This window comes from Pedobacter jamesrossensis (assembly GCF_042650905.1).
GTDB classification, from domain to species: domain Bacteria; phylum Bacteroidota; class Bacteroidia; order Sphingobacteriales; family Sphingobacteriaceae; genus Pedobacter; species Pedobacter jamesrossensis.
Genome location: NZ_JBHSBY010000034.1, coordinates 127,620 through 150,824, shown reverse-complemented (window position 1 = coordinate 150,824; position 23,205 = coordinate 127,620). Strand labels below are relative to the sequence as shown.

General features: G+C 36.7%; 17 protein-coding genes. 4 read left to right on the top strand and 13 right to left on the bottom strand.

The window, feature by feature from the left end; all coding sequences use genetic code 11:
- Position 1: 1 nt before the first annotated feature.
- The 8 genes from ACFOUY_RS07385 to ACFOUY_RS07350 form a co-directional block, all read right to left on the bottom strand.
- The gene (locus tag ACFOUY_RS07385) at positions 2-835 is read right to left on the bottom strand and encodes a sugar phosphate isomerase/epimerase (RefSeq protein ID WP_378959848.1); all 834 of its coding nucleotides are present in this window, start codon (positions 833-835) and stop codon (positions 2-4) included.
- 3 nt (positions 836-838) lie between these two features.
- Complete coding sequence (locus ACFOUY_RS07380; protein ID WP_378959847.1) at positions 839-1,654, bottom strand: phytanoyl-CoA dioxygenase family protein; 816 nt, start codon at positions 1,652-1,654, stop codon at positions 839-841.
- Between the two features lie 54 nt (positions 1,655-1,708).
- Positions 1,709-2,479, bottom strand: a complete 771-nt coding sequence (locus ACFOUY_RS07375) for a 6-phosphogluconolactonase (RefSeq protein ID WP_378959846.1) — start codon at positions 2,477-2,479, stop codon at positions 1,709-1,711.
- Between the two features lie 17 nt (positions 2,480-2,496).
- Entirely contained in the window at positions 2,497-3,687 is a 1,191-nt protein-coding gene (gene nagA, locus ACFOUY_RS07370) for an N-acetylglucosamine-6-phosphate deacetylase (protein ID WP_378959845.1), read from the bottom strand.
- A gap of 150 nt (positions 3,688-3,837) precedes the next feature.
- On the bottom strand, positions 3,838-4,476 hold the full coding sequence (locus tag ACFOUY_RS07365) for a carbohydrate-binding family 9-like protein (protein WP_378959844.1): 639 nt from the start codon (positions 4,474-4,476) through the stop codon (positions 3,838-3,840).
- 127 nt (positions 4,477-4,603) lie between these two features.
- The gene (locus tag ACFOUY_RS07360) at positions 4,604-6,184 is read right to left on the bottom strand and encodes a RagB/SusD family nutrient uptake outer membrane protein (protein WP_378959843.1); all 1,581 of its coding nucleotides are present in this window, start codon (positions 6,182-6,184) and stop codon (positions 4,604-4,606) included.
- 20 nt (positions 6,185-6,204) lie between these two features.
- The gene (locus ACFOUY_RS07355; RefSeq protein WP_378959841.1) at positions 6,205-9,333 is read right to left on the bottom strand and encodes a SusC/RagA family TonB-linked outer membrane protein; all 3,129 of its coding nucleotides are present in this window, start codon (positions 9,331-9,333) and stop codon (positions 6,205-6,207) included.
- Between the two features lie 237 nt (positions 9,334-9,570).
- A complete protein-coding gene (locus ACFOUY_RS07350) occupies positions 9,571-10,983 on the bottom strand; it encodes a sugar MFS transporter (RefSeq protein WP_378959884.1) in 1,413 nt (470 codons plus the stop codon).
- 616 nt (positions 10,984-11,599) lie between these two features.
- Here ACFOUY_RS07350 and ACFOUY_RS07345 point away from each other — a divergent pair.
- From ACFOUY_RS07345 to ACFOUY_RS07330, 4 genes are all read left to right on the top strand, one after another.
- Entirely contained in the window at positions 11,600-11,809 is a 210-nt protein-coding gene (locus ACFOUY_RS07345) for a hypothetical protein (protein ID WP_378959840.1), read from the top strand.
- A gap of 141 nt (positions 11,810-11,950) precedes the next feature.
- The gene (locus ACFOUY_RS07340) at positions 11,951-13,057 is read left to right on the top strand and encodes a fatty acid desaturase family protein (protein WP_378959839.1); all 1,107 of its coding nucleotides are present in this window, start codon (positions 11,951-11,953) and stop codon (positions 13,055-13,057) included.
- A gap of 65 nt (positions 13,058-13,122) precedes the next feature.
- Positions 13,123-14,613, top strand: a complete 1,491-nt coding sequence (locus tag ACFOUY_RS07335; protein ID WP_378959838.1) for a gluconokinase — start codon at positions 13,123-13,125, stop codon at positions 14,611-14,613.
- A gap of 2 nt (positions 14,614-14,615) precedes the next feature.
- The gene (locus tag ACFOUY_RS07330) at positions 14,616-15,908 is read left to right on the top strand and encodes a GntT/GntP/DsdX family permease (RefSeq protein WP_378959837.1); all 1,293 of its coding nucleotides are present in this window, start codon (positions 14,616-14,618) and stop codon (positions 15,906-15,908) included.
- A 36-nt stretch (positions 15,909-15,944) separates the two neighbouring features.
- On the opposite strand, the gene ACFOUY_RS07325 is transcribed toward ACFOUY_RS07330, so the two are convergent.
- From ACFOUY_RS07325 to ACFOUY_RS07305, 5 genes are all read right to left on the bottom strand, one after another.
- Entirely contained in the window at positions 15,945-17,147 is a 1,203-nt protein-coding gene (locus ACFOUY_RS07325; protein ID WP_378959836.1) for a GAF domain-containing sensor histidine kinase, read from the bottom strand.
- Between the two features lie 464 nt (positions 17,148-17,611).
- Positions 17,612-19,027, bottom strand: a complete 1,416-nt coding sequence (locus tag ACFOUY_RS07320) for a TolC family protein (protein ID WP_378959835.1) — start codon at positions 19,025-19,027, stop codon at positions 17,612-17,614.
- Positions 19,011-20,327: an HlyD family secretion protein gene (locus ACFOUY_RS07315; protein ID WP_378959834.1), complete on the bottom strand. Its 1,317-nt coding sequence runs from the start codon at positions 20,325-20,327 to the stop codon at positions 19,011-19,013. The genes ACFOUY_RS07320 and ACFOUY_RS07315 overlap by 17 nt, the downstream gene beginning before the upstream one ends.
- Positions 20,328-20,339: 12 nt before the next feature.
- A complete protein-coding gene (locus tag ACFOUY_RS07310; RefSeq protein ID WP_378959833.1) occupies positions 20,340-22,013 on the bottom strand; it encodes a peptidase domain-containing ABC transporter in 1,674 nt (557 codons plus the stop codon).
- A 1-nt stretch (position 22,014) separates the two neighbouring features.
- Positions 22,015-22,695 (bottom strand): TetR/AcrR family transcriptional regulator, encoded by a 681-nt coding sequence (locus tag ACFOUY_RS07305; protein WP_378959832.1) that lies wholly within the window; start codon positions 22,693-22,695, stop codon positions 22,015-22,017.
- Positions 22,696-23,205 lie beyond the last annotated feature (510 nt).

The following is a 23,205-nucleotide window of genomic DNA, read 5'->3' as shown; positions in this document are numbered from 1 at the left end:
TTTAACTGTATCTATTTTTCAGAAAATCTTTCATCCAGATATTCAGTCTCCACTGCTCATGAGCTAAAGAGATTGTTCTATCTCCCTTTATCAAATATGGAGCTGGCCCAAACTCTGTAGTAATTGAGATGGGCTCATTTCTTTCCCTTCTATAAGCCACCCATTTATCCCAAATCTGTAAATGGGCATTCAAAGCCTCTTTGTACTCTTCTGCGGCGGGTTCCCAAACCTGCGGTCCTTGGGTATGCCCTACTCTTGCATGAATATGACAGGCGTGTTTAATTGCCTCACTTACCGCAGACTGCTGATCTTCCAAATAACTTTCAGAAACACAAAACCAATGAGAAACATCAAGCGTTAAGCGCACAGTTTTATTTTTCATTAATATCTCTCCTACCCGATGTGCTGCATAAGACCATTTATTTCGATGTGTTTCCTGGTAGATAGGGATGTGAAATTCATCCTGAATCTGCTGGCATGCTTCCAGACAATGCTGCACCTGATCATCGTTAAAAAACTCTCGACCAGTTTGTGCACTGATAAACAATGGGGTTTTAATACCTCTACCGATATCTATTAATTTATTTAAATCCTCCTTTAAATGGGTTAAATAGAGCTCGAAGTTTTCATAAGGCCTAACTACAGCCATTACAATGGCATAATCCAATTCATAATGATTGAGCAGAGCGAGAACTTGCTTATAATCTCCCGATTCTGCAAATGGAAACCATTCTATCCCCGAATAGGAAGCTTCTTTTACCTGTTTTAAAAAGCTGGTCCAAGGAACATTTTCAAAGCCCCATCTTGGAGCTAAAAATTTCAAATCAGTATCCATGGGCTAGTCCTTGTAAATCAGTGGATTTTGTTCTTCGCTATCAAGCATATCTCCAACCGTAAGCGTCTTTAAATAGCTTTCTGGCAGAATATTAGGCTCTCCGTTAAAAGTATTTCCATCGGGCATATATGCACAGGTCATCGCTCTTCTGTAACCACTAGTCATATTTGCCCCAGCACCATGTATGGTGAGGCCGTTGTGAAAAGAACAGCTTCCAGCCTTCATACTTGCGGACACGGATACGACTTGAGCAAACTGCGGATAAGCCTCAAAAATACCATCCATATTTTTCCCTATGCCTTTGTTTTCGAATGTCGTTTCTTTAAAAGATGCAGGAATAAAGTACAAACAGCCGTTTTCGAGAGTTGCATCATCTAAAGCAACCCAAATCGATAAGGCTTTTCTATCAGAAAAAGACCAGAATGGAGTATCAAGATGCCAGGAAGTTGGGTTTGCCCAGGGACGTTTGAATAAAGCCTGATCATGCCAAATCCTAATGCCGCTGGCACCTGAGAGCTGAGCTGCCATTTTTCCAATTCGCTCGTCCAACATAATATTCTTCACTTTATCGTTGGTTTGCCAAAGGTTAAGTAACTGGTCAAAAACTTTAGAAAAATATTCTGAATCTTTATTGATGCCATCATCCATCCCCATCTTAGCTTCCTTCCCAGGCATCTTAAGCCCATTTCTTTCTTTTACCGCTTCTGTAACCGCTTCCCTCCACTCGGTCAATTCTTGAGGAGAAAGAAAATCTTCAATAACGATAAATCCATTAGTTTGGTAAAACTTAATTTGCTCAGTTGTTAATTCGCAATTCATTTTTTTTGAGTTTATTTTGGTTAGAAAACATTACACCTCTAATGCTCGTCAAGGCTATAGAAATTTATTATCGAGTAATGCGCTGCTTTGATCATCTAAATACAGAATCGCATTTTCATGAATTCTTAATAAAGTAGAAGGAAGATTATCGGTTATATGTTCACTTAAGGTTAGCAAAACAGCATTTGCCTTTTTCTCTCCCGGTACGGTACAAAATGCATATGGTGCTTTCAACAATGCGGGCAATGTTAAGGTTAGTGCATGCGTAGGCACTTCATTTAATTCTTTAAAACAACCGTCGTTTACTTGCTGGGTTCGGCATTGTAAATCCAGATCTACTCTTTTGACAAAGTAAGGATCATCTACATTAGCTACATGAGGGTCGTTGAATGCGAGATGGGTATTTTCACCGATACCAAGACAAACGATATCTGTTTCAAATTTATTCAGTAGCGCTGTGTACCGTAAACACTCTTTTTTGTAATCACCAGCATTACCATCTATATAGTTTACCGTATTGAATGATACTTTGTCAAATAAACGCTCCTTTAAAAAGTTACCAAAACCTTGGGGAGCATCTGCATCCAAGCCGATGTACTCATCCATATGAAAGGCATTTAATCTGGACCATTCCACATCTTTTTTGACAAGGGCCTGAAAAAATTCGTTTTGAGAGGGTGCTGCTCCAAAAATGATATTTACAAATGGCTGTTTGCTTAAAAGCTCATTTATTCGTTCACTTACTGCCGTTGCAACAGCTTCTCCCATCAAATTTCTGTTTTCAAAAATCTTCACGCTCAGGCGGTTTTTTATAAATTCTATCATTGAAATTTTCTTATTTCTTAAAAATCGGTTGCTGTATAAATTATTTCTCCTTTGATGATTGTCTTTTTTATATTGATTTTTTCATCAAAAATTAATACATCAGCATCCTTACCCACACTTAAGCTTCCTTTAATATCTGAGATGCCCATTATGGTTGCTGGCACATTCGAAATCATCCTTACAGCTTCTAGTAGAGAGACATCCGCCTGTTCTACCATTGTACGAACAAGTCTATCTGTGGTCGCAACGCTTCCAGCGAAAGAAGATCTATCTGCCATTATAGCCACACCATTTTCTACAATTACTTTTAAGCCCGTATCTTTGTTTCCAAGAACACTCTCGCCTTCAGGCATTCCAGCAGCTCGCATTGCATCTGTAATAAGCGCTATTCGGTCTGGTCCTTTAATTTTATAAACTAACTTTAATAATGGCGGAGGAAGGTGTATTCCATCGGCAATAATCTCTACATCCATAGTATCGATTAAAAAAGCGCTTTCAATTACCCCGGCATAACGATAAGTATTTCTTCGGGTTACCCCAGACATAGCGGAATAAAGATGCGTTGCTAAGCTGTAGCCGTTTTCAACTGCTTCTACAACTTCTTCGTAAATCGCATCTGTGTGTGCAATTGCAGCTATAATTCCTTTTGACTTTAGGTATTTACCCATTTCAACTGCACCTGGCAACTCTGGTGCAACGCTCCAGCGTTTAATTACATCCCCGTAATCAATTATTTCTTTATACTCTTCTACATCGGGATTTCGGATGTATCTTGGATCTTGTGCGCCGCTTTGATTAAGGGCGAAATATGGCCCCTCCAGGTGCAAACCAATAAATTGTGCACCTTGTGTATTTTTGAGGGTTGCACTTTTGTACAAATCGATTGCTTTTAATAGGTCTTCTTTAGAACAGGTTAAAGTTGTAGGCGCCATGGCCGTTGTTCCATACTTTGCATGAGTTTGAGCAATTTTAAGATAAGCCTCTTCAGTCCCATCCATAAAATCGTAACCACCACCCCCATGTATGTGAATATCAATAAAACCAGGAGCAATGTAGTTTCCTTTGGCATCAATAATCTCGTAATCATAAGTTTCAATATCAACCTCGCTTACCACCTCTATTTTTTGATCCTTTATTAACAGCGTACCATTGTTTATAATGCGGTATGGTGTTATAATATGACCATTAATTATTTTAATCTTTTTCATATGTATAAAATTATTTTCAATGGTTATGAAGCTATCATGATTTTATTCATTGGTGTTTGTGGTTGGCAAAATCATGATGGTTTCATATGTAGATATTCATTATCATGAATTATTCATTTTTTCTTCAATAAGCTGCGTAAGTTATGCTACTTAACTAAACTCAAGCTTCCCAAAGAATTGTGGCAAATGGAAGTCAGGTTTTTTAGCTTCAATATTACACCAGGAATAAAAATGTTTGTTCGGTAAATCATCACCGCATTTAAAAAAATTCCCTAAACCACTTTTTTGATTTAAACTACCTAAATTACTGTCTTCAAATACTTCAATTGGTAGCATTACCGTAACTTGCCAGCTATATTTATTACGACTATTTAAAGGAGCTGTTTGAATATTGATATGGGTACTGACCTTGTCTATTAACTTTTCGTCAAGTAGTTTTCGATTCAATCTTCCCTCGCCATACCCTATTAAAACAACCCCCATACAGTTGATTTCGATATTATAATATTTTTTCTGCGACTCGAAAGCGACAAAAAATTCTACGCAATTATCTTTATGAACCCGTCCATTGCTCTGATGGGTAGCCACTCTTATAATATCTTCTTTTACATAAAATTTTAAAAAAATTGCATCTCCAGAATGAGCAATAACAAAACTGGTTTGGCAATTACTTTTAAACTCAATCCAAGGTTGATGAATAATATGGTGCTGGGGCATTGTTTCTAATAACTCTGATACTTCTTGGATATCAGAACTTTGGCTAATAGAGGCTATTAACGGTATTCGCATTTTTCATCAAAATTATTTTCTTCAAATTCATTGTAAGCTGACCTCTAAAAGTTGAGAAACGTTAATTTTAGAGAGCAGGCAAAAAAGCAATGATCTGTAAACAGTGTTTTCTGCCTGTACTTATTTGTTATCTTATATATCCTGGATTTTGAGCCAATTTGGCATCTTTATTCAAGTCAATTTCACTTTGCGGAATAGGTAATAACTGATTGTATGATTGAACGGTCGAATTGTCTTTGAAATTCAGTTTTTTCAATCGGTCGACCAATGTGCCAGTACGAGCCAAAGTCATTCTTCGATTTTCTTCACCAATTAACTCTCTAACCCTTTCATCTAAAATAAAATCGAGCGTAATATCCGAAGCCGTTACCTGAGCGGCATTTGCACGGGTTCTAAGCACATTAATACTGGTAGCTGCCTCTCCTAATTTTGATTGTTTAAACTGTGCCTCTGCAAGCAAAAGGTAGGTTTCGCCTAAACGCATCATAACTAAATCCTTATAAGAACCATTTCCCGTTGGGTCTGCATCCAGATAATGGTTCCATTTGGTTGTGGAAGGAACAATTTTGTAAAGCGTATCGGCAGCCAATGGAACCACTTTCTGACCAAACTTTGCATTCTTCGGATCATTATAGTAGTAATCGCGATGAATATTATATTTAGAGTTACGCATGTCATTGCCTTTATATAGGCCATTTATAACCCATGGACTTAAACGGATACGGCCAATACCACGACCACCAAGTGAATCGCATACTAATAAACCTGCAACGTTTGAATAATAAGGAACCCAAACCCTTCTGTGTTGATCTAAACTTGAAGAACCTCCTGGAAGGTTATATTCCATTTCCTGAACCCAAATGGCTTCGGTATTTCCCTGTCTACGACGCAAGTTACCGTCGGTAAACATATCCGAAAACGGATCTCCTGCAAGTGCCTTTTTGACACCATATCTTGCATTAATAATTGAAAACTTTTTACTATTAATAACATTTAAGCATTGAACTTCAGCAAGGTCATTTTTACCTTGTCTCAAATAGGCTTCGGCAAGTAACTGTTGCGCAGCCTCTTTGCTTATTCTTCCTGGCTTCGATACTCCGTCAATTGCTGGCAAATTAGCACTAGCAAAGATCAAATCATCATTAATTAAGCTGTTTAAATTCTCCAAACTTGCTCTTACAAAATCAGTTTTTGGCACGTCTAAAGGTTGATCAATTAAGGGAACTGTTCCCCATAGGGTTACTAAAAAATTATAAGCATAAGCTCTATAAAATTTAGCCTCTGCTAAATACAGGTTTCTTTGTGCCGTAGTTAAAACACTCGTATTATCAGATGCGCCTTTTATAATTTGATTGGCATTGTTTATCACTTTATATGACCAGCTCCAATAATTTAGTGCAGCAGGACTTTCAGAATTTAGAAGTGCATAATTTTGAAAAGGTTCTGCCTCTCCAGCATCTAAACCATTTAAGGCAACGTCCGTTCCAACTTGGAAAATAGCTAGCAAAGACTGGGTTACCTGCATGGTGTATTGCTCGCGAACAGATGCTTGCAAACCAGCAATACCCGACTCCAAACCTGCAACATTCTTAAAGGTATTTAGGGGAGAGTAAGCGGAATCAGATTTTTCATCCAGAAAGCTTTTTTTACAGGAAATAAAGCTGGCTAAAACTGGAAAAATAAGTAGTAAAAAAGTTAATTTTCTCATGATTATTTCTTTTAATTTTTTTAACGTAGCGTAACATTTAAACCGAAAACAAAACTTGACACCAATGGATATATGCCATAGCTAAGTGGTGCATTAGCTGCACCAGCCTGGTTTCCATTCACACTTAACTCGGGGTCAAGACCAACCCAATCGGTAAAGGTGTGTAGATTTCGGCCACTTGCAAATGCAGTCAAACTCCCTAGTTTAAGTCTATTCAGGGTTTTTTCGTTGAAAGTGTAGCTTACAGTTATATCTTTTATACGGGTATAATTTTGCTTAACTGGATAAGCATAGAGTCTTGGATTGGTAAAAACTAAGGAAGGCTGTGTATTATTTCCATTCTCTGGAGTCCAGTAAGAAACTTCCTGAGGGATATTTACACGTCCGCCGTAAGTTTGTAAATTTAATAATGGATTATTAACTTTTGCCCCCTGTGAGGTTTGAATAAACACGCTCAAACTAAGCGCTTTGTACCTAAAGGTATTGTTCATACCACCAGTCCATTTCGGTAAACTTGTTCCCTGATAAACCTTATCTGCCTCTGTAATTTTATTATCGCCGTTTATATCAACGAATTTCAAACTACCCGGCACCGCTCCTGGATCTACTTTTGATGCGTCTTCACCAACCTGCCATACACCAGCCAATTGATAATCATAAATCGCATTTAATGGTTTTCCGATAAACCATTTGTTTCCTATATCGTCTTTATCGTCTCCGTAAAGAGAAACAATTTTGTTTCTGTTAGCAGAGAAATTAAAATTACTAGACCATGTAAAATCATCCTTTTTAATATTAATGGTACTTAAAGTAACTTCAATCCCTTTGTTTTTTACACTCCCTAAATTGTCGAAAATACTAGAGTAACCAGATATATTTGGAAGCCTACGGCTTAACAATACATCTTTAGTGCGGGTTTGGTAAGCTTCAATACTACCGCTTATTCTATTTTTGAAAAGGGAGAAATCGACCGCCAAGTTGGTTCCTCTTGTACTCTCCCAGTTTAAATTAACATTACCTAAAATTCCGTTTGCAAGTAAAGAACTCGAAACTAAGCCGATTGCAGTTACACCATTGTAAACGTATTTGGTGATACCTTGTGTGGTGATGGTTTGATAAACTCCAACGGCCTGATTACCCGAGGTACCATAAGAGGCTCTAAATTTAATGTTGTCAATTTGCTTAACATTTTTCAAGAAATTTTCATTGGAGATATTCCATCCAACTGCAACAGATGGAAATAAACCGTACTTACTCGTTCCAGATCCAAATGCAGAATAACCATCTCTTCTTGCTGTTGCGGTAAACAAATATTTACTCTTGTAAGAGTAATTTATTCGTCCCATTTGAGATACCAATGCTTCACGGCTATAGAAAGAAGTTGCTGTAACAACGCTCGCTCCACCGATATTATTAAATGATAAATCATCATTTATAAATGTTCTACCAGTAGTACCGTTTGTTGTATATTGTTTTTCCTGAGCGCTATACAACGCAGTTACATCTAAATGATGATCTCCCCAGTTTTTGTCATAAGTAAGAATATTTTCTACAATCCAGCTGTTTGTTTCTGTATTTGTAAGCCCTGCGGTTCCGCCAAATGTATCTCCTGCATCAATACCACTGTAGGTATTAGTTCTCGAAGGTAAAAACGCATAGTTTGCATTTAATCTATACTTTAATCCTTTTAAAAACGTCGGTTTAACTTCTGCATAAAATATTCCATTTAGGTTTTTATCTCTGTTGATAACATCAGAATTTAAACCAAGTAAAGGATTCCTAAAATTGGTTTCAGAGAACATTGGAAAAATTGTATAGTCTCCATTCGCCTCATATTCACGTCCGTAAGGACTCATTTGCATCGCTGCAGAATACCTTACGGTTCCTCCATCTGTATTATTATTTGCAAAAAATATTGACGTCCCTGCTGTCAACCAGTCTGTCACTTTCGCATCTAAATTTGATCTGAAAGACGCACGGTTGTATTGGTAACCTTTCAAAACACCTTTTTGCTTTTGATAAGCACCAGAGACAAAATACTTGATACGCTCGCTCCCTCCAGAAATACTTAGGTTGTGATCCTGAATAAAGCCATCCTGAGAAATTTCCTTCATCCAATCGGTTGTTTTACCCATGGTGTAATTCTCAATCTCGTATTGATTCGGCACAGGTGTTGCAGTAGGCGTTTGATTTCTCTGTTTCAGAAAATCAAGATATTTCTGAACATACTGCTCAGCATTTAAAGGTGTTAGCGTTTTATTCTGGAATTCAGGCCCTGCGTAAGCGCTATAACGAATTGTTGGCTCACCTGTTTTACCTCTTTTAGTGGTGATTAAAATTACACCGCTGGAACCTCTTGTTCCGTAAACTGCAACAGCAGAAGCATCCTTCAATATTTCTATTGATTCAATATCATTTGGATTGATATCATTCATCGAGCCTCCAAGATTACTAAAAGGTACTCCATCAATTACAGTTAAAGGAGCAGTATTCGCATTGATAGAGTTGACACCTCTAATTAGCACACCTGCAGAGCTCCCGGGAACTGAAGAGGTTTGGGTAATTTTTAAACCTGCTGTAGCCCCCTCCATAGCGTGAAGCACATTAGTTACAGGCAGTTGTGATAATCGCTCTTTAGGTACAGAGCTAACAGAACCCGTAATATCGGAGCGTTTCTGTGTTCCGTAACCGACCACTACCACATCATTTAGGTTGTATTTTTCATTGTCTGTTTTCATTAACACATCTATGACAGTCTGGTTCGAAACCGTTATAGTCTGGTCGGTAAAACCTACGTAAGAAAACTTTAGTAAGGCGCCCTTAGGTACCATTAATTGATAATAACCTTTAGCGTCTGTATAGGTGCTAATTTTAGTGCCAAGTACGGTAACAACTACTCCCTGAATCGGTCCACCTTCGTCCTTTACTGTTCCTTTTATCTGAATTTCATCGAGGGTTAATTTTGTTGATGGTTCAAAAGTTGACCATTTAGATCTAGTTAAGTCAGTATTTTTTACAATTGTTAAATTATTTGCTATTGCATTTGCACAAACTAATAGAAGAAGTGCAAGGAAAAAATAATTTTTAATCTTCAGTACCTTGTAAAAGTCGAAAAAATAGGATGCCCCTGGCATTATTTGTTTTTTCATTTTTTTTCGTTTAAGAATTGAATGTTTAGTTAGTATTTATTCAGGTTATAGTCCCGATTTTGTGGTAACAGGTTTATTTCTTAATGCTAGTTATGCATTACTCGCCTGACCAATGTTTTAGGTGTATGTTAGCTGCATTTCATGATTCTGGATTTAGTAATTGGTTTATATTTATTAGTAGGTTAGTCTAAAAAGTATTTCTAAAGAGTACAAGGCCAAAAAGCCCAGCTCCAGCATTTATTTATATTTTTTTTTCGGTTGCCACGATGTAATCTTATGTCCATAGAAAGCGTAAAACATCAAATACAGGTAACAAGGAAAAAGTATCCAATAGGCTGCTCTCTCATTATAGAGATCAGCGACATACCCATATAAAAGAGGAAAAATAGCGCTCCCACATAGGGCCATAATTAAGACTGAAGAGCCAACTTTTGTAAACCGTCCCAAATTGTTTAGTGCAAGTGGCCATATACCAGCCCAAACTAGGGAGTTGGCTAAACCAAGCGAAACGATGAACCAAATAGAAATATCTACTTTATGCCCTAAAAATGCATGGCTGCCATGGCTGTAAATAATCAGAAGCGTTAGAAACGCTCCAAGTAAAGTACAGGCACGCAATACATTGACTTGTGAAACGTATTTAGGAATAAGGATGATACCAGATAAATAGCCAATAATTGTGGTAAATAGGGTGTAAGACGGAAAAACTTTAGCTTCTAGGATCTGGATGCCCATTGAATTTGCATAACCGATAACTGTATCGATGGCAATCACCTGCGTTCCGACATGTAGGAATATCGCTAAAACACCCAAAATGAGGTATGGAAAATGAAACAAATGTTTTTTATCCGCATTTATAGCGGAGAGTTCAGAATTTTCCTCTTCAGTATCTATTTCGGGTAGCGGCGAGAAGCGTATAAATGCACCTAATATTGTTAAAACAATCCCTAAGATTGTATAAGGAAAAATAACTCTTCGAACCAACTCATTCAGAAAAGCGCTACGTTCTAATTCTCCCATTAAGTGAATCCGATTTAAGACCTCACTATCTGTTACCTTAAATATGACCGATGCAAATATTAGAGGAGCAATTAATCCGGCCGCTTTATTGCATATCCCCATTACGCTAATGCGTTTTGCTGCCTTATTTATTGGCCCAAGTATGGTTATGTATGGATTCGCCGCCGTTTGCAATATTGCCAGTCCACAACCAATTGTAAATAAACCCATTAAAAAAACACCATAGGTTCGACTTAATGCTGCAGGAATGAAAATAAAAACACCGGCAGCCATTATCCATAACCCAAACATAATACCCTTTTTAAAACCGACTGACTTTAGCAGGTACGAGGCAGGTATAGACATCACGAAATACGAAATATAGAATGCGAAAGCTACCAGATAGGACTCAAAATGAGAAAGCTCACAAGCGATTTTAAAATAAGGGATCAAAATGGCATTGACCCAAGTCACAAATCCAAAAATAAAAAACAGTCCCCCTAAAATTAATGTAGAGATAAGCGTTTGTTTCTTAGTTAAATTTCCTACTTCAATAACATTCCTATTTTCTTCTATTTTCATTACCCTATTTATGCTTAAAAAAAATAATCTAAAACAAACAAAACAAATAGTGTACGTACACGTAACTATGGTAAAAAAATTTGTACTATACTGACAGTTAATATTTGGTCTGGTTAGCTAATGTAAAACACACTAGCGTTAACGTACACGAATATAGAAATTTTATTATTAAAATAAAAATAGTAACTTTTTTATTTTAAAATAAAGTCCGCCTCTTGTACTCTCTCTGTGTTTCTAAGACAAGTAGCAAACAGATATGTTACAATCAAGAACAATACTCAAAAAGTCCAAACTATGAATTGGTTTGATCAATGACCTCATTCGGTTATATGCATTCCTATTCTAACATTTATCAATCGGGCACTTCATACCTAATGCACCCTATTGGCGTAGTATTTTCTTCTGCTCCTTTTTATAATCGGGCAAGGAGCTCGGCTGGTGCAAATGGGGATACTGAATTGCATACCAAGATTAAGGAAAATGGAGAGGAGTCAAAATTAAATTTTAAGGGCGTGCGATAGGTTCAATTCTTAATATCTAGACTGAACAACTTTAATTAAAATAAACAAAAAATGATCCCCGTTATAAAGCACAAATTTATTTTTTCCTTCTGTTAACGAAGCAGTTACAATTTTATAACAAAAACCGTTTAAAAGGCGAACGAAAAGACTTTAATTTTGCAATTATGGCAAATCAAAATATCAGCAAGTTATTGCAAAACAAGATTGAAGCGTTGAAATCGGAAGTGGAAAATGCGCAGGCAGAATTAAAGAAATGGGAGACTATGCTCGAAGAATACGCCATTCAACCAGAGAAATTTGAGTTAATCGCTACATTATTATCAAACGAGAATCTGGAAGCAAAAAAAGCAAAGCGAAAAAACACCGGGGCCTAATTTTAACATTGCTTAACAGAAATATCATTTAAAAGTCAGATCTAAAATCTTATATTTGACTTTTACCGTATCTATACTTAAATGCATCTGCGCTAGAGTATCTGTAAATTAACAGTATAACTCTACCAGTTTAAAATAAGTATGAGCAAAAAGCTAAAATTCTGCAATGCAGATCAATCCGGATTCTACGCTGCAGTACGCTGTGAGGTCGATAATTATTTCAGAACAGAAAAAATTTCTACCCATGCAAATTCTGCCATGTGGTTCAAAACAGTCTTTTTCTTATCTATCTATGTTGCTTTATATTTTCTAATTCTATTATCAGGATTTAGCTGGCCAACTTTATTGGCTTTGGCTTCTTTACTTGGTGCATTTGGTGCATTTGTTGGCTTTAATATCTGCCACGATGCCATACATAAATCTTTATCGACAAATAATACTATAAATAGCGGATTTAGCTACGTTTTTAACCTTCTGGGGGCGAGCCCATATGTATGGAACATTTGCCACAACATCGTTCACCACACGTACACCAATATTGCAGGTCATGATGAGGATATTGATGTTGCACCTGGCTTAATTCGGTTTTCGCCTTTAGAACCTGTTAATAAAGTTCAGCGTTACCAGCATTTTTATGCTTTTGTACTCTATAGTTTTGCTATGCTTTCATGGGTTTTCCGTAAGGATTATAAAAAATTTTTCCAGAAAAAGATTGGTGAGCATAAGAATAATCATTCAAAATCTGCATACTTCAATCTGTTCTTCAATAAGGCTATTTACTATTTTTTGTTTCTAGTCCTTCCAGTTTTTGTAATTGATATTCCCTGGTGGCAATTTTTATTGGGTTTCCTAGTGATGCAACTTTCTCAGGGGCTTATACTTGGATTGGTATTCCAGCTTGCACATGTAGTGGAAGGCACTGATTTTCCCCAGCCCAATGAACATGGAAATATTGAAGAAGCCTGGGCAGAACATCAATTGAGAACTACTGCAAATTTCGCAGGTAGAAGCAAACTGGCTGCATTCTTTTGCGGAGGCCTAAACCAACAAATTGAACATCACCTTTTCCCAAAAGTTTGCCACATTCATTATCCTGCTATTGGTAAAATTGTAAAAGAAACTGCATTAAGATATAATTTACCGTATATCGAAAATAAAACTTTTGGCGACGCATTAGGTTCCCATTATCGAATGCTGAGAAAACTTGGCCGAGATACCTATCGCCTTGACCCGCTTGTTAACAGATAGCATGCTAGGTAAATAATATTTCATTTTTCTACTCAAAAGCCTAAATTGCAATTTAAATATATTGCATGAAATATTTAATCGGAGTTGATATTGGTACTGGCAGCACTAAAGCCGTTGCATTAAATTTAGAATATCAACCAATAGCGACGAGTCAGTTTTTTTATCCAACCGAGACTACAAAACCAGGTTACAGCGAGCAAAACCCGGAGTTAATATGGGATGCTTTCAGCAAAAGTATTAATGAGCTAAAAGGCAAATTAGGTGACGACCCGATTAGCGTTGGTTTAAGCTCGGCTATGCATAGTTTAATCTTAAGTGATGAAGAAGGAAACGCTTTAGCACCTATGATGACCTGGGCAGATAATAGAAGTTCAAATGAGGCGAAGGATTTACTTGCATCAGAAGCAGGTAGACTTATTTACCAAGCAAGTGGGACACCGATACATTCTATGTCGCCCTTAACCAAACTCATCTGGTTAAAAAAACATGAAACAGAACTATTTCAAAGCGCATCAAAATTTATTTCTATAAAAGAATATATATGGTTCAGGTTATTTGGCAAATTTAAAATAGATTATTCTCTTGCATCCGCCACTGGTTTATTTAACATTCATGATTTAAAATGGAATCCAGAATCATTAAATCTGGCTGGCATTTCAGCTGAAAAGTTATCATCACCTGTTCAAACAGATTATCAGGATTCTGTATTAATTGATGCTTCAAAAAAATCGCTTCCATATTTGAACACCACTTTTGTTATAGGAGCGAGTGATGGTTGTTTGGCAAATTTAGGCAGTGATGCAACAGCTAGAGGCATAGCAGCAATTACTATTGGCACCAGTGGGGCTTTAAGATTGGCAAGTTCAAAACCATTGATTAATGCGGTGGGAATGACCTTTAACTACATTCTTGATGCGGAGACTTTTATATGCGGTGGACCTGTTAATAACGGCGGACTTGCTTTACAATGGTTGTTAAAAAACATTTTTAACAAGACTGAACTAAAAACTGAGGATTACAAGCAATTGTTTAAGGATGTAGCAGATACCCCGGCTGGAAGTAAAGGCTTAATTTTTCTACCCTATTTAACTGGAGAACGGGCACCGATATGGGACAGCGAAACCTGCGGAAATTTCTTCGGGTTAAACTTGCAGCATAACCAGAAGCATATGGCAAGAGCAGTTATTGAAGGCATTTGTTATGCACTTAATGATGTATTAAAAGCTGTTGAAGAAAATGCAGAACCAATAACACAAATTAATGTTAGCGGTGGTTTTGTTCACTCAAAAATATGGATGCAGATTTTGGCAAATATAACAGGCAAGAAAATTGTGCTGGTGTTACAAGAAGATGCCTCGTCAGTGGGCGCTGCTTATCTTGCGGCAAAAGCTGTTGGGTTAACTAAAAATTATCCTTCATCAGAAAATACTGTTCCAAAAATCATTATGCCGGATTTGGAGCTTCATAAAACTTATCAAAGAAATTTTCTCCTGTTTAAACAGCTGTATACAAATCTTAAAGAAACCATGCATCAGCTTTATCACCTCAATAATTAATTATGTCATTATTTATCGTACTCGCTGGCATTCTTTTGCTTTTTATTTTGATTATCAAGAAGCTAAATCCAATGATTGCCCTGCTTTTGGTTGCTATTATAACTGGTTTATTTTTAGGGATGCCTGCATCAAAAGTAATGAGTGCAGTAAGTAATGGAATTGGAAGCACACTTGGAAGCATGGTAATGGTTTTGGCTTTGGGTGCAATGATGGGAAAACTAATAGAAGATAGTGGTTCAGCTAAAAAGATTGTTTTTATTCTGATTAAATTATTCGGTCAAAAAAATATTCAATGGGCCGTTCTTTTAACTGGGCTACTCGTTGGGATTCCACTATTTTACAATGCCGGATTTGTGGTACTCATACCACTGGTTTTTGCAATTGCTTCGGCAACAGGTTTACCAAAATTATATATTGGTATCCCGATGGCAGCTGCATTATCCGTTACTCATGGTTTCTTGCCGCCACACCCTGGCCCGATTGCTCTAGCCGCAATTTTCCATGCAGATATTGGTAAAACTTTAATTTATGGCTTAACCTTAAGCATTCCTATAGCAATTATAGCTGGTGTTTACTTTCCAAGATTAATTATTAAGCGAGAAATTTCAACATCTAAGATTGGTTTTTCATTATCCGAAGAAGAGAATTTACCAACGGGTATTAAAAGTTTTTTCACGGCATTGTTACCCGTTGTATTAATTGTTGCAGGTACAGTAGGAACAGCCTTTTCTAATCCCTATATGCTGAAACCAATATTTACCTTTTTAGCAGATCCTACAGCAGCCCTTTTGATTGCCGTGATTATAACCGTTTTCGTTCAGGATAATACAATTGAGAAAACGATGGAATCTTGCGTTGAAGGTGTAAAAAGTATTGCCATGATTATTTTAATTATTGCAGCTGGTGGTGCATTCAAACAAATTTTGGTCGATAGTGGCGTTGGTGAAACGGTTAAAGTACTCACTTCAGGATTGAGCTTATCTCCCCTCTTTCTCGCATGGCTTATCACCGCCTCTCTTAGGGTTACTTTGGGCTCTGCAACTGTAGCTGCTTTAACCGCATCAGGCATTGTGCTACCATTTATTGGCACAGGCGCATCTGCCGAACTTATGGTTTTATCGGTTGGAGCAGGCAGCTTGATGTTTTCGCATGTTAATGATACTGGTTTCTGGATGTTTAAAGAATATTTTGGCCTCAATTTGAAACAAACCTTTAAAACCTGGACAATGATGGAAAGCATTGTATCTATACTTGGCTTATTGGGTGTATTATTGCTTAACCAGTTCGCCTTATAAAATAAATATTACCGAGGTTTACTTAGTTATGGATAATTAACTTACTGGGATTGAAATTTCAAAATTCGTTCCCCAGCCTTCTTCTGATGTAATTTCCATCTTACCATTCAAACTCTTTATATCTCCAATAACCATCGGCAAACCTAATCCGTAGCCACGTTCTCCAAATGTACCGTCTGACGATGCTAATACTCCGGTCATGATTTTATCAATCGCGGCGATACTTAATCCATTGCCATTATCAGAGACATTAATTTTCAAAGTTTTTGCCTTATCCAGAATTTCCAAATCAAGTTTCACGGTAACTGTTCCATAATCTGAGCTAAATTTAATCGCATTGGAGATCAAATTTCCTGTAATTTGCATCAGTTTTTCCTTTGAAAAGTTAACCTCTTGGTTTACGGAGCCAGTTTTAACTTTAAAGAAAATATTTTTTGCCTTTGCCTGAGGCATATATAATTGCTCTAACTTCTCTTTAAAAATTGTCGTATTAAAAATCTCACCTTTAAAACCTTTTTGTTCTGACAGGATTTCTTCCGTAAAATCTAAAACAGATTTAGTACTCTTATCAATCATAAAAACATATTCAATCAATTCTTCAAACTGATTTTTATCTCCTTTTTTTCTGATGATATCAATAATGCCAGTTATACCAGAAAGCGGACCCCGAATATCGTGTGCTGCTTTTCTGAGCTTTTTCTTTGCATCATCAAGGTCGGTATTCGTTTTCTGAAGTATTTTGAGATTGATAAGTTTATCCACTACTTCTTTTGCCAGAAGTTTAAGTAGTTCGATTTTATCCTTTGATAAGGTTTTAGAAGTTTGATCTAAAACGCACAATGCTCCAATATTATAGCCATTTGGTGTGGTTAATGGAACACCAAAATAGTACCTCAAATTAAGGGGATTACCTACGTAAAAGAAATGTTTTGAGCGATCATCCAACGATAAATCGCTGATTTCGAAGTGATCGTTTTCTGTAATGGTGTATTGGCAGATGGACTCTTCTCGAGGCATCTGATCGAGTTCTAATCCATAATTGGAAACAGACCACTGTGTAAACGAGTCGATAAGATTAACTAAAGATATATTGGTTCCAGATAGCTTTGCGGCTAAAGCAGTAATGTTTTCGAAATCACTTTGAAGATCGGTAAAGTCTGGGTCGAATTCTGATAATGCAAGTAATCGCTCTGCTTCATTTGCCGGTATTGGGCGAATGTGATTGATAGGGAAAGTCATAAATTATTTTTTCTGGGACGCTTACCAAATTATGGATTTTGATTGTGACTAAGGGTATTGATTCAAGTTTGTGTTATGAATATTTGAACATCTTTTAATATGCATTAAAGAGCTTACAAATATAACAACAAATACATTTCGGGTAAAACTTTAGTACAACTTAAAGGAGTTCTATCGGCAAATGTTTTGAAAGAAGAGCCAAAGTTATCCATCTCAATGCCATCTATAAATAACGGATGTGGTTACCTGAAAAGCCGTTTAGCGAGACCTTAAAAGAAGAGCCGACTCCTTAGGTTTCTCTACCACCATACACTAGCCACCCTATTCAAAGCCCCGGAAATATCTAGAGTGTTGTTGTAAAGCTGGGTTACATCAATAGCCGTTACATCAAAAGCTTGTCTATTAACTTCCTGGATGTTCCAATTCTAAAGATAGCATGCTATACATAATTGGGCAAGACAATTTTAAATCACCAAATCGCTAAAACTAGCGCTCATAAATTTAAGTTCGTTGTAACTTTTGAGAAATTTATAACGTAATTCAAGCATTTTCTCTTGTGCATCTATCAACTTGTTTTCTCTGCTATTGATGAGAAAAAGAGAACTTTCGCCATTTTGATATTTTGTTTCTTCTGCCTTTAATAAGCGATTATAATTCCCAATATTTTGCTGGGCAATATTAATCTGGCTGCGGTAATTAATTACTTCATTGGTATAACTGTTAAGCTTAGCGTTAAGCTCCTGGCGTTTTAAATCGGCATCTAACCGGTTTTGCATCACCTTCATTCTTGCCTGTCTATAATCTGCCCTTGCCTGCCTTAAAAATATAGGTATTTCTAATTTTAACCCGTATTGATAGTTGTTTTGAAAAAGCGGAAAAAAATTGGTCTGATAATTTTCCTTGTTAAAAAAGTTATAGGTAAAATCGATCTTAGGCAAAAAGCTTTGCCATTTCAACTTCCGTTCGCTTTCCAAAATATTTTGCTTTTGCTGATAATAAACTAGCGATAAATGAGCATTAATAGGCTGGGCATTCACCTGCACAATCAGCGCTGCATAGCGGCCGTAAGCATCGCTAGAGGTAATGTTCTCTGAAGGCAAAATGGGTTTAGTAATTTCAAATGGCTGCTGCCCTTCTCTCCATAAATACACAGAAAGGTCCATGGTGGCCTTAACATATTGTAAGTAAGCATCTTCCTTTTCCAATTCAAAACCTCTCAACTGCGATAATGTTTCTGTCGTATCTATAGCCGCCCGTTCTCCGTACTGAAACGTTTTTAAAGTTAAAGCCAGACGATTTTGGTTAATAGTTACAGCCCTTTGCTGCACCAAATATAACTCGTAGCATTTTACCCATTGCCAATAGGCATTTTCGGCATCTCTAAATAGCTCATTGGTAAGCAATTGCTGTTCGGCAGCAGTCATTACCTGTGCATATTTGGCCTGCTCTAGCATCGCTCTTCGCTTATCGTAGATTAGATTCTTCGCCAAGGGCACGGTTAAGCCAAATTGATATAGCCCACCCCGCGTGTCGCTATTATTCAGGCGTTGCCCATCAATGTAGTTATAACTACCGCTTACTTCTATACCATACCAAGTTGGAATAACCAGGCCAGCATTACTTTGCTCATAATAATTAGTTCCATCGATTGTTTTGGATCCTTTCTTGGCATCCACTATCGGATCGAAATTGCCCCTAGCCTTTAAAATCTCTACCTCTGCAATATTATTCTGCAATCTATATTTAAAAGCAAGAGGATGATATTTCTTTACAATGGATAAAAACTCTGGATGTGAAAGCCTTAATGTATCCTGCGCAGCAGAAACTTGGGCAACACTCCATAGGAGTAAAATAATCCAGGTTCTATTTAGATTTTTCATCTGCTGATTTCGATTTTTCTATTTTCAAACCATAATAATCTGGAGGAAAGCCGTTAATGTTTCGCCATAACTCGTACCAAATTGGCACATCGTTTAGGATAGCTATACCTTTTACACCTGCGCCAATTTTAATTTGAGGTGGCCATGGCTTTTCCCCCTTATCTTCAATAACCAAGGCTTTAAAAAGGCCATTGGCATTGATGTTATTTTCTATGGCGATTACTTTGCCAGAAAAAGTTCCATAGCTGGAATTTGGCCAGCCAGAGAAAACAATAGCCGGGAAACCATCGAAAATACACATTACTCTTTGCCCTATCCGAAGCAAGGGTAAATCTACAGGCTTTACATAAATTTCTATAGCATAATCTACAGTTTTAGGCACAATTGTGCCAATGCTTTCTGTTTCTTTTAAAATCTCACCTATACCGGCTTTATTTAGTTGCACGACCTGTCCGTCCTGAGAGGCCATGACCGAATACAATCCTTGCCTAGCTTGGTAATTGGCCGCCTGATTTTCTAATTTGGCAATTTCACCGCTACTTCCTTGAATTTGCCCCATACTTAAAAACCGTTCGCCTTCGGTTTTGCTCACCTTCTCCATGTAATCTTGGATAGTCGCATTTTGTTCTATATTAACGGTAGTAATTTCCTGACGCGTTTGCGCCAACTTATTTTCTACCGCTGTCTTTTTAGCTAATGCATTCTGATATGACACGCTTCTTTGTTGAAATTGAGTAAGGGAAACCAAGCCATCATCATACATCTTTTTCTGCCTGTTATACTGATCTTCACTAAGCTTAAGTTCGTTATTTACTGCAGCAAGCTCTGCCAATTCTGCCGCAACCTTATTATTTAGCTGCGCAATTTTGATTTTTAACTGTTCTAGTTTTAGAGTTCTTGCAGCATTTATAGCTTTCAACTGTGTATTTGTAGCACCAACTTTAGCCTGATAATAATCTCTTACGCCCTTCTTTGCCGCCACTTGTTCTCTGGTGCGCTGAAGTAATTGAGGATCTAAATAATCTTCCTTCACCTCAGCAAGCTGCAAAATCGTATCGCCTTTTTTAACATAATCGCCATTTTTAATGTGCCATTTAGTGATTCGACCAGGAATAGGCGAGTTGAGTTGTTGTGGACGCTGTTCCTGATAAAGCGTACTTACATTACCTCTTAAATGAATATTTTGAGTCCATGGTAAAAAAAGCACCACCACAAACGAAACTAAAAAAATGTAAAACCATCGCTTTACCTTAGAATCTTTATGAATATGATAGATATTATCGAAAGATTTGATTTTCATGATGCAATAAGTTTAGATTTTATCGATTTCAATGGTACCATCGGTTAAGCGTAGCTTTTGATCTGCAATTGCTAATAGTTCTTTTGCTCTCGATATCACAATAATTGTAGTTTGATGTTTGATGCTTATAAGATAGCTCACAACTTTACGCTTAAACTCATCATCCATTCCATACAATGGGTCTTCCAACATAATTAATCTGTTTTTACCTAAAAGCGCACGCAAAAGCGTAATTTTTTTCTTCCCGCTATGTGATACTTCAGTATCAGTTTCGCTAAGTTGAGTATCAAAACCGTTGCTAAACTGGCTTGAAAAATCTTCCAAACCAATCTGTTCGCACAAATCTATAATCTCTTCAGTGCTAATATCATCTCGGCCTAACAAAACATTCTCTAGTAAAGTACCTTTTATGATAACCATATCGTACGTATACAGTCCTATACTCTCTCTCAGCGCTGTTTTATTAAGGTTTTTGATTGGAATTTTATCATACAAGATCACCCCTGTGGTGGTTTCATAAAAACCAGCCATTACATTAAGTAATGTAGTTTTTCCGGCACCCAAGCTACCAGATATTACATTAATAGTATTTGGCAGTAACTCAATATTGATATTCTTTAAAATTGGTTTTTGATCGGTAAAAGCAAAGTTTACATCCTTCAGATTTACCGATAAGCCACCATTATCTTGCTCAAGCACGATTTCACCACTATTTTCTTCGTCTAAATCGGTAACTTTATTTAACTTAACCAGTGCCGCAATTACATCATAATAGCTTTCTAAACTTTTAATCAAGCTTTCTACGGCATTCATAATGGTAAGCACCACAATTTCTGTAGCGATAAATGCTCCAATATTTAGTTTTTGCTCTACCAATAAATATGTACCAATGGCCAGCATCACAAGGGTGATGATTACTTTGAAACCGATAATGGCTTTGTACTGAAACTCCAACACCTTAAAGTGATCGGTACGATGTTCGAGATAATTAACTACTCGCTCATCAGTACCAGTTAGGTGCATGTCTGCTTTAAAATTAATTTTAAAAGTTTTAATGGCGCTCGCCACATCTTCCAACCAAGAGGCAACCTCATACTTCTTATCGCTCTCTTCTAAACTAGAACGAATACCAGAATTCATGGTAAACCTAAAGACAAAGATCACGATGATTAATACCAACGCACCAAAGACCAAAAACCAAGGATGGTAAAAAGATAAAAGTAAAATACCAAAAGAAATCTGGATCAACGCGGTTGGGATATCCAACAATATTTTGGAGATACCTTTTTGCAGATTTTGAGTATCGAAAAACCGGTTGACTAATTCTGGAAGAAAATATTTTTTAGTAGATGAAAGGTTAATTTTGGGTATTTTTTTGGCAAAAGCTATAGAATATTCTACAAATATTTTTTGCTGAATTTTCTCGATGATCTGCATTACCTTAATTTTGAAGAAACCTGCTAAAAAAGTACCTAATACCACAAATGCAATAAGCAGATAAAGAGAAGTTACCATTGTTGCACCCATTACAAAACTTACAATAGCTTGTATGCCCAATGGAATACTTAACTGAACCAAGCCACTTAAAACGGCATATATATAAATGGCTGTAACATCTTTCTTTTCTTTGGTAATGTATTTAAACAATGCAGAACTGCTTACCTTAAAATCTTTTTCGTAGTACATATTAAGCTGGCGTAATGGTGTAAAAAGTTAATCTGGTTAAATATTTTAGCACATAATCTTTATGATTGCCCCTTTCTGTATTATCGGTAAGTTTAGGCAAATGCTCGCTAAAAAACTGCTGATCATGAGCGGTTTCCAATAGTGTGCTCGCTAAAGAACGGGGATAAGGAAAATGGGGCTCCAGCTTAAGAATCACCTCGCTAATAAATAAACATAGGCTTTTTAAGGGCGCAAACATCATCTCATTATTAATCTCATCTACTTCTTTTACAAGATAAGATTTACTGCTTTCAGAAATCACAATATGATGAAGATGATCGAGGTTATAATTGTGCAGATGGGTATGATGATCAATCTGATGGGTAATAATCTCTAAAATCAAAATCATTTTTTTAGTAGGATCATTTACCTCTGCCAGGAGCATTTTACAGACATACTCTAGATAACTCCAATACCAATTAAGAATATAGGTAAGCAGTTTATGCTTAGATGTAAAATAACGATAAATGGTAGGCTCGGTAGAATTGATATTATTAGCAAGTTTCTTAAAAGTAAATTGCTCAAAACCAATCTCAAAAATGAGCTCAATGGCGTTACTTACAATAGCTTTCCCAATCTCGGTTTGTTCGGGATCGCGAAGATAGAGGTGATCGTTTAACTTGAATTTAAGTAATACTTCCATAAAAGAGTTAGAACTCAAAAATAAAATTTTGCAGAACAGAAAAGTATTACTATTAAAATAATTACAAAATCATTACAGATAATAGTATTACTAACACAATCTGTTAGAGTTCTATATTCAGCTTTATGTCTAGTTCTAAAAGCAAATCGCACAATTATTATTGCAACGAAATTGCGTCTAAAAGAAAATCAAGTATATTAGCTAACCTCAGTATTCAAAGTATTATTCGCTTCTATAAAAACAAATGTTATTTAGGACAGCGGGGATTAATAAACTTTATCCACTACTTTGCAAGCTATAAGCCTAACTGAATGGTTATCAAGGGTATTTCCTGATTTTAATTTCAAAAAACCTGCAACTTCGACAGGATTGAAGGTAAACGTGATGGGCGAAGCCATTTCTACCAGAAGCATGGTGGGAACACCTTTTTTTCAAAAGTGAAGCATTGATTGATTAGAAGGGGAGAAAAGATAAACTTGACCTGGCTAATGCCAGGTAAAATCGGTACGA

Excerpts from the sequence above, each read along its gene's own strand:
- ACFOUY_RS07305 (WP_378959832.1), bottom strand. The coding sequence starts at position 22,695 with ATGGAAGTATTACTTAAATTCAAGTTAAACGATCACCTCTATCTTCGC.
- ACFOUY_RS07380 (WP_378959847.1), bottom strand. The coding sequence starts at position 1,654 with ATGAATTGCGAATTAACAACTGAGCAAATTAAGTTTTACCAAACTAAT.
- ACFOUY_RS07340 (WP_378959839.1), top strand. The coding sequence starts at position 11,951 with ATGAGCAAAAAGCTAAAATTCTGCAATGCAGATCAATCCGGATTCTAC.
- ACFOUY_RS07365 (WP_378959844.1), bottom strand. The coding sequence starts at position 4,476 with ATGCGAATACCGTTAATAGCCTCTATTAGCCAAAGTTCTGATATCCAA.
- ACFOUY_RS07320 (WP_378959835.1), bottom strand. The coding sequence starts at position 19,027 with ATGAAAAATCTAAATAGAACCTGGATTATTTTACTCCTATGGAGTGTT.
- ACFOUY_RS07315 (WP_378959834.1), bottom strand. The coding sequence starts at position 20,327 with ATGAAAATCAAATCTTTCGATAATATCTATCATATTCATAAAGATTCT.
- ACFOUY_RS07375 (WP_378959846.1), bottom strand. The coding sequence starts at position 2,479 with ATGATAGAATTTATAAAAAACCGCCTGAGCGTGAAGATTTTTGAAAAC.
- ACFOUY_RS07325 (WP_378959836.1), bottom strand. The coding sequence starts at position 17,147 with ATGACTTTCCCTATCAATCACATTCGCCCAATACCGGCAAATGAAGCA.
- ACFOUY_RS07335 (WP_378959838.1), top strand. The coding sequence starts at position 13,123 with ATGAAATATTTAATCGGAGTTGATATTGGTACTGGCAGCACTAAAGCC.
- ACFOUY_RS07385 (WP_378959848.1), bottom strand. The coding sequence starts at position 835 with ATGGATACTGATTTGAAATTTTTAGCTCCAAGATGGGGCTTTGAAAAT.
- ACFOUY_RS07310 (WP_378959833.1), bottom strand. The coding sequence starts at position 22,013 with ATGTACTACGAAAAAGATTTTAAGGTAAGCAGTTCTGCATTGTTTAAA.
- ACFOUY_RS07345 (WP_378959840.1), top strand. The coding sequence starts at position 11,600 with ATGGCAAATCAAAATATCAGCAAGTTATTGCAAAACAAGATTGAAGCG.
- ACFOUY_RS07355 (WP_378959841.1), bottom strand. The coding sequence starts at position 9,333 with ATGAAAAAACAAATAATGCCAGGGGCATCCTATTTTTTCGACTTTTAC.
- ACFOUY_RS07330 (WP_378959837.1), top strand. The coding sequence starts at position 14,616 with ATGTCATTATTTATCGTACTCGCTGGCATTCTTTTGCTTTTTATTTTG.
- nagA (WP_378959845.1), bottom strand. The coding sequence starts at position 3,687 with ATGAAAAAGATTAAAATAATTAATGGTCATATTATAACACCATACCGC.
- ACFOUY_RS07360 (WP_378959843.1), bottom strand. The coding sequence starts at position 6,184 with ATGAGAAAATTAACTTTTTTACTACTTATTTTTCCAGTTTTAGCCAGC.